This window comes from Streptomyces sp. NPDC001513 (assembly GCF_042894695.1).
GTDB lineage: Bacteria > Actinomycetota > Actinomycetes > Streptomycetales > Streptomycetaceae > Streptomyces.
The window spans coordinates 1-10,448 of the sequence record NZ_JBIAVU010000031.1 but is presented as its reverse complement, the minus strand read 5'-3'; the positions used below and the strand labels follow the sequence as shown (position 1 = coordinate 10,448).

The 10,448-nt window shown below is 70.9% G+C and carries 9 protein-coding genes; 8 read left to right on the top strand and 1 reads right to left on the bottom strand.

Annotated elements, in window-relative coordinates; genetic code table 11:
* Positions 1-279 precede the first annotated feature (279 nt).
* The 7 genes from ACFYZ4_RS39770 (at position 280) to ACFYZ4_RS39740 (ending at position 8,930) form a co-directional block, all read left to right on the top strand.
* Positions 280-1,065: an SDR family NAD(P)-dependent oxidoreductase gene (locus ACFYZ4_RS39770; protein ID WP_390786303.1), complete on the top strand. Its 786-nt coding sequence runs from the start codon at positions 280-282 to the stop codon at positions 1,063-1,065.
* 9 nt (positions 1,066-1,074) lie between these two features.
* Positions 1,075-2,334: an MFS transporter gene (locus tag ACFYZ4_RS39765; RefSeq protein ID WP_351303699.1), complete on the top strand. Its 1,260-nt coding sequence runs from the start codon at positions 1,075-1,077 to the stop codon at positions 2,332-2,334.
* 6 nt (positions 2,335-2,340) lie between these two features.
* Positions 2,341-4,026, top strand: coding sequence for an FAD-dependent oxidoreductase (locus ACFYZ4_RS39760; protein ID WP_384344604.1), 1,686 nt, complete (start codon positions 2,341-2,343; stop codon positions 4,024-4,026).
* A gap of 287 nt (positions 4,027-4,313) precedes the next feature.
* Positions 4,314-5,510 (top strand): non-hydrolyzing UDP-N-acetylglucosamine 2-epimerase, encoded by a 1,197-nt coding sequence (wecB, locus tag ACFYZ4_RS39755; RefSeq protein WP_351303694.1) that lies wholly within the window; start codon positions 4,314-4,316, stop codon positions 5,508-5,510.
* Positions 5,511-5,525: 15 nt separating this feature from the next.
* Entirely contained in the window at positions 5,526-6,317 is a 792-nt protein-coding gene (locus ACFYZ4_RS39750) for a hypothetical protein (protein WP_351303691.1), read from the top strand.
* Positions 6,317-7,564: a VCBS repeat-containing protein gene (locus ACFYZ4_RS39745; RefSeq protein WP_351598582.1), complete on the top strand. Its 1,248-nt coding sequence runs from the start codon at positions 6,317-6,319 to the stop codon at positions 7,562-7,564. The genes ACFYZ4_RS39750 and ACFYZ4_RS39745 overlap by 1 nt, the downstream gene beginning before the upstream one ends.
* Positions 7,565-7,706: 142 nt before the next feature.
* A complete protein-coding gene (locus tag ACFYZ4_RS39740) occupies positions 7,707-8,930 on the top strand; it encodes an acyltransferase family protein (RefSeq protein ID WP_384344609.1) in 1,224 nt (407 codons plus the stop codon).
* A gap of 9 nt (positions 8,931-8,939) precedes the next feature.
* Here ACFYZ4_RS39740 and ACFYZ4_RS39735 read toward each other — a convergent pair whose 3' ends face one another.
* Entirely contained in the window at positions 8,940-9,857 is a 918-nt protein-coding gene (locus ACFYZ4_RS39735) for a helix-turn-helix domain-containing protein (RefSeq protein ID WP_390786302.1), read from the bottom strand.
* A 166-nt stretch (positions 9,858-10,023) separates the two neighbouring features.
* On the opposite strand from ACFYZ4_RS39735, the gene ACFYZ4_RS39730 reads away from it, so the two are divergent.
* On the top strand, positions 10,024-10,448 hold a 425-nt coding region (locus ACFYZ4_RS39730; RefSeq protein WP_390786301.1), incomplete at its 3' end, for an MFS transporter.

The window sequence follows — 10,448 nt, the reverse complement described above, 5'->3', positions numbered from 1 at the left end:
CGGACATCCATGCCGGCATCACGACGGCGGTGATCGTGAACACCGCGATCGTGGTCCTCGGGACCCTCACCACCGCCCTCTTCCTCCGCAACAAGGCGGCGAAGGACCTCACCTCCGCCTGAGCCCCCGCGGCTCAGGGTTCCCCAGGAGGCAGCCCCGGCACGACCACCCCCGCCGTGCCGGGGCCGCCTCCCCCTCCCCGTTCCCCCTCCCGTCTCACCTCCCCCTCCCCCTCCCCCTCCCCCTCCTCCTCAAGGTCTCCTCTTCCCAAGGAACGTGATGGACCTCCGTATCGAAGACCGCGTGTACCTCGTCACCGGCGCGTCGTCCGGAATCGGCGCGGCGACCGTCCGGCTGCTGGCCGCCGAGGGCGCCCTCGTCGTCGGTGTCGCCCGCAAGCCGTGGGACACCGAAGCCCTCGGCGACCGCGTCAGCACCCTCGCCGCCGACCTCACCGACCCCACCGCGGCCCGCCACGTGGCCGACACCGTGATCGAGCGCCACGGCCGGCTCGACGGCCTCGTCAACAACGTGGGCGCGCTGGAATCCCGTACCGGCTTCCTCGACGTGACCGACGAGCAGTGGACGAGCACCTTCGACGTCAACTTCCACTCCGCCGTCCGCATGACCCGCGCGGCCCTGCCCGCGCTCCTGGAGACGGGAGCGGGCTCCCTCGTCCACATCGCCAGCGAGGCCGCCCGATTCCCCGACCCGGGCATCGTCGACTACGCCGCCTCCAAGACGGCGCTGCTGTCCGTGTCCAAGTCCCTCGCCGCGGAGTTCGGCGTACGCGGGGTGCGCTCCAACGTCGTCTCGCCGGGGCCCACCCGGACGGCGCTCTTCGACGCACCCGGCGGCTTCGCCGAGCAGCTGGGGGAGCGGTTCGGCCTCCCGGCCGACGAGGCCGTCCAGCACTTCATCCGCGTGGTGCGCGCGCTGCCGAGCGGCCGCATCGGCACGCCCGAGGACGTCGCGGGCATCGTCGCGTACCTGCTGTCACCCCTCGCGACCCAGGTCACCGGCGCCGAGTGGAGCGTCGACGGCGGCGCCCTGCGGCAGATCTGACCCGGGCCGATGCGTGCTTCCCTGCTCGCCCTCGCCATCGGTGCCTTCGGCATCGGGACCACCGAATTCGTCATCGTCGGCCTGCTCCCGGAAGTCGCCGACGACCTGTCCGTCTCCATTCCCTCCGCCGGCATGCTGGTCACCGGCTACGCCCTCGGCGTGGTGGTCGGCGCACCGCTGATGACCGCGGCCGGCGCCCGCCTGCCGCGCAAGACCATGCTCGTCGTGCTCATGGGCATCTTCATCGCGGGCAACCTGCTCTGCGCCCTCGCCGGCGACTACACCGCCCTCATGGGCGGCCGGCTGATCGCCGCCCTCACACACGGCGCCTTCTTCGGGATCGGGTCCGTCGTCGCCGCCGACCTGGTGGCCCCGGACCGGCGGGCCAGCGCCATCGCCCTGATGTTCACCGGGCTCACGCTGGCCAACGTACTCGGCGTACCACTGGGTACCTTCCTGGGCCAGGAGTTCGGCTGGCGCTCCACCTTCTGGGCCGTCACCGGCATCGGGATCGTCGGCCTGCTCGGACTCGTCACCCTGGTCCCGGCGCAGCCGGCGCCGGAGCGCGGGGCACTGCGCGGCGAACTCGCCGTCTTCCGCAAGCCCCAGGTGTGGCTGGCGCTGACGACGACCGTGCTCGGCTTCGGCGGCGTCTTCGCCTCCTTCACCTATCTCGCACCGATGATGACGGAACTGGCCGGCTTCTCCGACGGCGCGGTCGCCTGGCTCCTCGTCCTCTTCGGTGTCGGACTGTGCGTGGGCAACGTGCTCGGCGGCCGGGCCGCCGACCGCGCGCTGATGCCCAGCCTGTACCTCATCCTGGGCGGCCTTTCCCTGGTGCTGGTGGTCTTCACCTTCACCTCGCAGGCCGCCGTGCCCGCCGCGATCACCCTGGCCGCCTTCGGGGCGATCGGCTTCGCGACGGTGCCGCCGCTGCAGGCCCGCGTGATGCAGCAGGCAGCCGGGGCCCCGGCGCTCGCCTCCGCGGCGAACATCGCGGCCTTCAACCTCGGCAACGCCCTCGGGGCCTGGCTCGGCGGCCTCGCCGTCGCCCACGGCCTCGGATGGACCGCGCCGACCTGGATCGGTGCCGGGCTCGCCGCCGCCGGTCTGGGCACCGCGGTGCTCTCCGGCCGGCTCGACCGCAAGGCCCGCCGGCCGGTCCCGCTGCCGGCGGCAGAACTCCCCGCAGAACCGCACTCCGTACAGCAGCACTCCGCCGGTGCCGGGTACGGCACCCACTCCATCGTCGAAGAGAAGTCGAGGTAGATCCACATGAACGGTGTCGATCGCCGGACCATGCTCACCCGCAGCGCCGCCGTCGTCGGAGGCGCGGCGGTGGCCGGCGCGCTGGCCGGCCCCGCGGCCGCCGCCACGGCCCCCGCCGCCTCCGGCGCCCCCGGCACGGCCGTCGGAGCCGGATCCGTCGTGCGGCCGGGTGATCCCCGCTACGAGATGCTGACCACCGGCAACAACCAGCGCTTCGTGGCCCGCCCGGACTACATCAAGATGGTCCGCTCCACCGCGGACGCCGAACGCGCCCTGAGAGACGCCGTCCGCGCGGGCAAGCGGGTCTCGGTGCGCAGCGGCGGCCACTGCTTCGCCGACTTCGCCGCGCATCCCGACACCGAGGTCATCATCGACTTCTCGGAGATGACGCACGTCGGGTACGACCCGAAGTTCCGGGCGTTCGTCGTGGAGGCCGGCGCCCGTCTGATCAACGTGTACGAGGCCCTGTACAAGGGCTGGGGCGTCACCATCCCCGGTGGCATCTGCTACAGCGTCGGGGCCGGCGGCCACATAGCGGGCGGCGGGTACGGCCTGCTCTCGCGGGCCCACGGCCTGGTCGTCGACCACCTCTACGCCGTGGAGGTCGTGGTCACGGACGGCAAGGGCGGTGTGCGGACGGTCGTGGCCACCAGGGAGAAGAACGATCCGAACCGCGAGCTGTGGTGGGCGCACACGGGCGGGGGCGGCGGCAACTTCGGCCTGGTGACCCGCTATTGGTTCCGCTCCCCGGGTGCCAAGGGCTCCGAACCCTCCGAACAGCTCATCTCCCCGCCGTCGACGGTGCTGGTGAGCGCCGTCGACTTCCCCTGGGAGCAGCTCACGGAGGCGAAGTTCACCCGGCTGCTCAAGAACTTCGGTTCCTGGCACGCCGCGAACAGCGCCCCCGACTCCCCGTACCGCCATCTGTCCAGCCTGTTCAACGTCAGCTCCAAGGCGCACGGCAGCGTGGGCATGTTCACCCAGGTCGACGCGACCGTGCCGAACGCGCGGAAACTGCTCGACGACTACCTGGCGGCGATCACGGCCGGCACCGGGGTCATCCCGAAGGCACTGACCCGCGCCACCGGTGAACTGCCCGCCATGCCGCAGTTCGCGGAGCCCAGAACCCTGCCCTGGCTGCAGGCGACCCGGCTGGTCGGCACCAACAACCCGACCATCACCAATCCCACCTCACGTGGCGCGCACAAGTCCGCGTACATGCGCAAGAACTTCACGGACCATCAGATCGCGGCGCTGTACCGGCAGATGAGCCGGCCGGACTTCAAGAACCCGGACACCATGCTGGTGCTGTTCTCCTTCGGCGGTCAGGTCAACGCCGCGGCGCCCGACGCGACGGCCAACGCGCAACGGTCGTCCATCTTCAAGATGTGCTTCCAGACCTTCTGGCAGGAGGAGAGCGAGGACGAGTTCTACCTGGGCTGGCTGCGCGGCCTGTACGAGGACTTCTTCTCGGCGACCGGCGGCGTGCCCCTGATCGACGACAGCACCGACGGCTGCTACATCAACTACCCCGACCGTGACGTCACCGATCCGCGCCGCAACCGCTCCGGCGTGCCGTGGCAGACGCTCTACTACAAGGACAACTACCCGCGCCTGCAGCAGGTGAAGAGGCGCTACGACCCGTCCGACTTCTTCCGCCACTCCATGTCCATCAAGCCCGCGCGAGGCTGATGCTCCGCGCGTTCCCGCTGGTCAGAAGCCCCGTACTCCGGTCTCCGGAGTGCGGGGCTTCTGTCGTTCCCGCTCAACCGTTCGAGTGTCCGCGGGCGTTCGTTGACTCCCCGGCCGGCTCCGGGAAAGCTGTCTCTTGGCCGGAAGAGGGCAGCTGAAAAGCCCCTCGCAGCGAGATCCGATCCCCTGGCCACCACCCGTCGAACAGGTCCGCGGCACCGCTGTGCCGCGCCCTCCCGCGTCATGCCACGGCTCGATTACCCACGCGTCAGAAAGTAGAGGAAGCCATGCGTTCCGTCGCCGTAGTCCTCGGCACCCGGCCGGAAGCCATCAAGTTCGCGCCGGTCATCCGCGCCCTCCAGGACGACCCGCGCTTCGAGCCCGTCGTGATCTCGACAGGGCAGCACCGCCAGATGCTGGACGAGACCCTCGACGCCTTCGGCCTCACCGCCGACGTCGACCTGAAAGTGATGGCCCCCAAGCAGACCCTCTCCCAGGTCACCTACCGGTCCCTGCGCGGCCTGGAGGACTACTTCGCCTCCGCCCCCGCCGACGCCGTCCTCGTCCACGGCGACACCGCCACCACCCTCACCGGGGCCCTGGCCGGATTCCACCAGCGGATCCCCGTCGTCCACGTCGAGGCCGGACTGCGCAGCGGCCGGCTCGGCTCGCCCTTCCCCGAGGAGGGCAACAGACGGCTCGTCGCCCAGGTCGCCGCCCTGCACCTGGCCCCCACCCCCGGAAACCTGGCGAACCTGCTGCGCGAGGGCATCGACGCCGGCACGGTCACCGTCACCGGCAACACCGTCATCGACGCCCTGCGCTGGGCCTGCGGCCGCGCCGAGAGCTACGGCGACCCGGCCCTGGCCGACCTCGACGTCGACCCCAGCCGGATCGTCCTGGCCTCCGCGCACCGCCGCGAGGCATGGCCGCACCTGCCGCAGATCGGGCAGGCCCTGGCCCGCATCGCCGACGAGCCCGGCGTACGCGTCGTCGTCCCGCTCCACCGCAACCCCGTGGTCCGCGAGGCGCTCCTCCCGCACATCGGCGGCCACCCGCACATCACCGTCGTCGACCCGCTGCCCTACCTCAGCTTCTGCAAGCTCATGGCCCGCGCCGACCTCATCGTCTCGGACAGCAGCGGCAGCCAGGAGGAGGGCCCCGCGCTCGGCAAGCCCACCCTGGTCCTCGGCGACGTCACCGAGCGGTCCGAGGCCATCGTCGCCGGCACCGCCCGCCTCGTCGGAACGGCCACCGAGGGCATCGTCGCCAGCACCCTGGAGCTCCTGCGCGACCAGGCCGCGTACGAGCGGATGGCCAACGCCGCCAACCCGTACGGCGACGGACAGGCCACCGCCCGCACCGTCGCCGCACTCGCCCACTTCTTCGGCCTGGGGCCCGCCCCCGAGCCCTTCGTCCCCGACAGCGCCGCCGACGAGCTCAGTGTCGAGCTCGCCCGCACGGCCGCCTTCGCCCGCTCCTGACCGAGAGGAAGCCGCATGACCGCCACCCCGTCCGCCATCGAACGCCCGCTGAACTTCAGCACCCCGTACCTGAGGGCCGACCTCGTGCGCGACGCCGTGGACTACACCGTCGAAGGCCGCACCATCGTGGTCAACCCCGGCGTGACCCCCGTGACCATCGTCGAGGAGTTCCGCAAGACCATCCCCCCGCTGTCCTCGACGGTCCTCGCCGACACCCGCATCGAGCGGGCCGAGGCACTGCTCCTGCTGCGCCCCGCCGCGGACGACGCCGACATCGGCGGCATCGTCGAACAGCCCGGCTGGTCGCACCTGGCCGATCTGCTCGCCCCCGGGGAGTTCTCCCACGAGACCCCGCTGTACCGCAGCCCGCAGGACGACATCAACACCGTCCTGTTCGACCCGGCCCACGTACTGGGCGAACGCGAGACCGTACTGGACCAGCGGGAGTTCAACGTCCGCGCCAACCTGTGGTTCGCCCCCGCCGGCACCGACTGCTTCATCCACAACCAGCACGACTTCATCGAGGTGCACACCCAGGTCCAAGGCCTGGGCCGGATGCAGCGGTTCCGCAGCGAGGACCAGGCCTCCCTCTACCAGGACGTCCTGATGAGCCCGGGCTACACCACCCCGGACCCCTTCTGCGCCACCGGCCCCCAGTGCACGTACCACTACCCCCGCCACCAGTACCGGGCCGACACCGACTGCATCTGGCTCGCCATCGAATACCACCCGGTACCCCGCGCCCTGCGCACCCTCCCCTTCCCCCCGTCCTCGTCTCCGCTCGCGACCACCCTGGAGAACCACTGATGACCACCAACGGCAAGAACAACGAGACCGTCCTGCGCGCCCCGAAGTTCACCGCCGAGGTCGTCGCCGACCAGCTCCGCGACGGCTACTGGCTGGAGGCGCCCGACATCGACGGCGACGGCAAGCCCGACCTGTTCGGCTACGGACTGCGCCTCGGCGAGATCTACTGGTACGCCAACGACGGCGACTGGACCCGCCGGCTGATAGCCGACCGCATCAAGATGCCCGTGGGCGCCGACTTCGCCGACGTCAGTGGCAACGGCCACCCCGACGTCATCGTCTGCTACGACCTCTACGGCCCGATCGGCACGATCCACGACGCCAACACCGAAGGCGGCAAGATCGACTGGCTGGAGAACCCGGGCACCCCCGACAAGGACGAGTCGCGCTGGAAGCGCCACTACGTCGGCCGCGCCACCGGCATGCACCGGCTGCGCGCCGGCCACTTCACCCGCACCGACCGGCTCCAGATCATCGGCCTGCCGATCGTCGCCAAGGAGGACGTCCACGCCGTCCTGCCGGTGGTGCTGTTCACCCAGCCCGACGACGTGCACACGGCCGAGGAGTGGCCGATGACCGTCATCGACGACAGCCACTTCCGGATGATCCACGGCGCCGAGAAGAAGCGGGGCCTGGTCCCCGGCTCCGACCTCGAATCCCTCCTGCTGGCCTCCGACGAGGGCGTCACCTGGCTCTGGTTCGACGAGGCCCGCCAGGAGTGGGTCCGCGAGCTCATCGGCACGGGCGAGCTCACCCAGTTCGAGCAGACCGGCTTCCGGGGCAGCGGCGACCTCAACGCGGGCCGCCTCGGCGACGACCCGATGGCCTACGTCGCCGCCATCGAGCCCTTCCACGGCAACACCGTCGCCGTCTACACCAAGGCCGAGGGCGGCGAGGGCTGGAACCGCGTCCTGCTGGACGTCTACGGCGACCCCAACGAGAACGGCGAGGGCCCCGGCCACCAGATCGTCTGCGCCGACTTCGACGGCGACGGCGACGAGGAGTTCCTGGTGGCACTGCGCGGCCCGTGGCCCTGGCAGGGCGTCATGTACTACAAGGCGATCGACGCGGCCAACGGCGTCTGGGCCAAGTGGCGCGTCTCCGAGGAGTCCGTCGCCCGCATCGCCACCGCCGACTTCAACGGCGACGGCCGGCTGGACTTCGCCACCATCGCCTACTCCGTCCAGAACTACTACGTGGCCAAGGACGCCAAGCTCATGGTCTACCGCAACGAGATCGAGCAGTAGGCCCCTTCCGCGCCTTCCGCGCCTTCCGCCTCTCCCGGCAGTCCCGTACGCCCCTTCGCGCCGCCGGGACCGCGCACCGCACGGCGGAGCACGGTCCCGGCCGCTGTCCCCGACGAACCCCACTCCCGAAAGAGCGATTCCTGTGGCCTCCACGACGTCCCCCGACGCCGCGAAGCGGGCGAAGCTGCCCTCACTGACCGGCCTGCGGTTCTTCGCCGCACTCTCCGTCTTCTTCTTCCACTCGTCCCTGACCGACTCCCCGATCCCGCCGAACGCGCCCATCAACCCCTTCGCCGACGCCTCGATCGCCGACGGGTTCTCCACCGCCTTCGGCAAGGCCGGCTACCTGGGCGTCTCCTTCTTCTTCGTCCTCTCGGGCTTCGTCCTCGCCTGGGCCGCCAAGCCCGGCGAGCGCGTCACCGCCTTCCTCCGCCGCCGACTGCTGAAGATCTTCCCCAACCACGTCGTCGTCTTCGCCGCCGCGATGCTCCTCTTCGCCGGCTCGGCCGTCACGGGCGTCGCCGACTGGCTCCCGAACCTCTTCCTCATCCACACCTGGTGGCCGCAGCCCACCGTCAACCTCAGCGTCAACCCGCCCAGCTGGTCCCTCGGCAGCGAGCTGCTCTTCTACATGCTCTTCCCGGCGCTCATCGGGCCGATCCGCAAGCTCCGCGGCCGGACCGCCCTGTGGGGCTGGAGCGCCGCGATGATCGCGGGGATGGTCGCACTCCAGCTGATCGCCACCTACTTCGTCCCGGACACCCCGAAGTCCACCATCACGCCCATCTCCGGGATGCAGTTCTGGTTCGGCTACCTGCTCCCGGCCGGCCGCCTCTTCGAGTTCGTCCTCGGCATCCTGCTCGCCCGCATCGTCCTCGCGGGACTGTGGCCGCGCCGCGTCGGCTTCGGCGTCTCCGCCGTGCTCACCGTCCTCGGCTACGCCGCCGCGCTCGTCGCCCCGTTCCAGTACGGGTTCGTCGTCGCCACGATCATCCCGGTCGCCGCGCTCATCGGCGCCACCGCACAGGCCGACGTCGACGGCCGCGCCACCTTCCTGCGCAGCCGGACCATGGTCTGGCTCGGCGAGGTCTCCTTCGGGTTCTACCTCGTCCAGGGCGTCACGATCTTCTACCTGCGCTCCCTGCTCGGCGAGCACACCTACAGCGTCCCGGTGGCCCTGCTGGTGATCGCCGGCTTCTTCGCCGCCTCGCTGCTCGGCGGATGGCTCCTCTTCCGCTTCGTCGAGATGCCCGCCATGCGCCGCTTCGGCCGCGCCAGGCCCCGTACGCGGCCCGCCCCGGAAGCGGTCCCGGCCCGCGAGCCGTCCGGGGACCGCACCCCGGTCACCGCGGCCGCCCGCGACTGACCTGCCGCCCTACCGCTCCCCGCCCGCGTCGGCATCCGCCGACGCGGGCTTCGGCGTTCCCCGGCCCGGGGCGGCGGAACCGGCCGTCAGGCTCGACAGCATGCGCAGCGCCGCGTCGGACGGGGAGGCTTCGGGGGCGCTGTAGAGCAGCATCCGGTGATTGGTGCCGTCCGTGAGGTGCAGGTTCTCGAAATCGAGGGTCAGCGGGCCCACGACGGGGTGGTGCAGGGTCTTCGTGCCGACGGTGCAGTCCCGTACGGGGTGCTTCGACCACAGCGAGGCGAAATCGGGGCTCTGCAGCATGAGCGACCCGATGAGCTCGGCGAGCGCGCGGTCCTCCGGATTGCGTCCGGCGACCAGGCGCAGCGCCGCCAGGGCCACCCGGGCCTCGCTCTTCCAGTCCGTGTAGAGCTCCCGGGTGTGCGGGTCGAGGAACAGCATCCGCGTGAGGTTGGGGCGTACGGCGGGATCCTCGGGGCTCGCGAAGTCGAGGTGCCCGGCGAGCAGGGCGTGGCCCAGCGGATTCCAGGCGAGCACGTTGTTGCGGCCGTCCAGGACGACGGCGGGCACCTGCGGCATCGCGCCGATCAGCCGGCGCGTGGTGTCCCGGGCGTACTCGGGCCGGGGCGACTGCGCCCGCTTGGCGCGCGGCGGCCGGGCCAGGTTGAGCAGGTGCGCGTGCTCGTCCGGAGACAGGCGCAGGGCGCGGGCCAGCGCGTCGAGGACGCTGTCCGAGGCGTTCGTGCTCTGCCCCTGCTCCAGGTGCGTGTAGTACGTGATGCTCACGCCGGCCAGCAGGGCGAGCTCCTCGCGCCGCAGTCCCGGTACGCGCCGGCGGGTGCCGTGCGAGGGGAGGCCGACGTCCTCGGGCTGGAGCTGGGCGCGACGGGTGCGGAGGAATTCGCCCAGGGCAGTGGGAGTGTCCATGCGTTCCAGTGTGCCGGGGGAGGGCGCGGAACGCTGCCCGTGAAGGTGGCCCTGGCAGTGCTAGCTTGCCCGGCGCCAGCACAACCAGGGGGCTGGGTAACCCCCTCCGACCAGTCCAGAGTCGATGACGCAACAGCTCGTTGCGTGATCGAGAGGAAGTGTCGCGATGTCGGTTGTCGAGGGTGCGCGTGTTGATGCGGGTGCGGGGGGTGGTGCTGGGGGTCCGGTCCGTTTGGACGGGCGTCTGAAGTTGGTGTTGGTGGTGCTGCTGGTGGCGCAGTTCATGCTGGCGGTTGATTTCTCGATTCTGAATGTGGCTCTGCCGGTGATCGGTGAGGGTCTCGGTTTCTCGTTGTCGAACCTTCAGTGGATCGCGACGTCGTTCGCCCTGTGTGCTGCGGGTTTCACTCTGTTGTTCGGTCGGGTGGCGGACCTGTTCGGGCGTCGTCGGCTGTTCCTGGTGGGTCTGGCGGTGCTGGGTCTGTCGTCGCTGGCGGGTGGTCTGGCGAACAGCCCGGAGATGCTGCTGATCGCCCGCGTCTTCCAGGGCCTGGCGACAGCCGCGGTGACGCCGGCGGGTCTGTCCCTCCT

What these genes read in the sequence shown, in the direction of transcription:
- ACFYZ4_RS39770 (WP_390786303.1), top strand. Translation starts at nt 280, where the DNA reads ATGGACCTCCGTATCGAAGACCGCGTGTACCTCGTCACCGGCGCGTCG.
- ACFYZ4_RS39765 (WP_351303699.1), top strand. Translation starts at nt 1,075, where the DNA reads ATGCGTGCTTCCCTGCTCGCCCTCGCCATCGGTGCCTTCGGCATCGGG.
- ACFYZ4_RS39760 (WP_384344604.1), top strand. Translation starts at nt 2,341, where the DNA reads ATGAACGGTGTCGATCGCCGGACCATGCTCACCCGCAGCGCCGCCGTC.
- wecB (WP_351303694.1), top strand. Translation starts at nt 4,314, where the DNA reads ATGCGTTCCGTCGCCGTAGTCCTCGGCACCCGGCCGGAAGCCATCAAG.
- ACFYZ4_RS39750 (WP_351303691.1), top strand. Translation starts at nt 5,526, where the DNA reads ATGACCGCCACCCCGTCCGCCATCGAACGCCCGCTGAACTTCAGCACC.
- ACFYZ4_RS39745 (WP_351598582.1), top strand. Translation starts at nt 6,317, where the DNA reads ATGACCACCAACGGCAAGAACAACGAGACCGTCCTGCGCGCCCCGAAG.
- ACFYZ4_RS39735 (WP_390786302.1), bottom strand. Translation starts at nt 9,857, where the DNA reads ATGGACACTCCCACTGCCCTGGGCGAATTCCTCCGCACCCGTCGCGCC.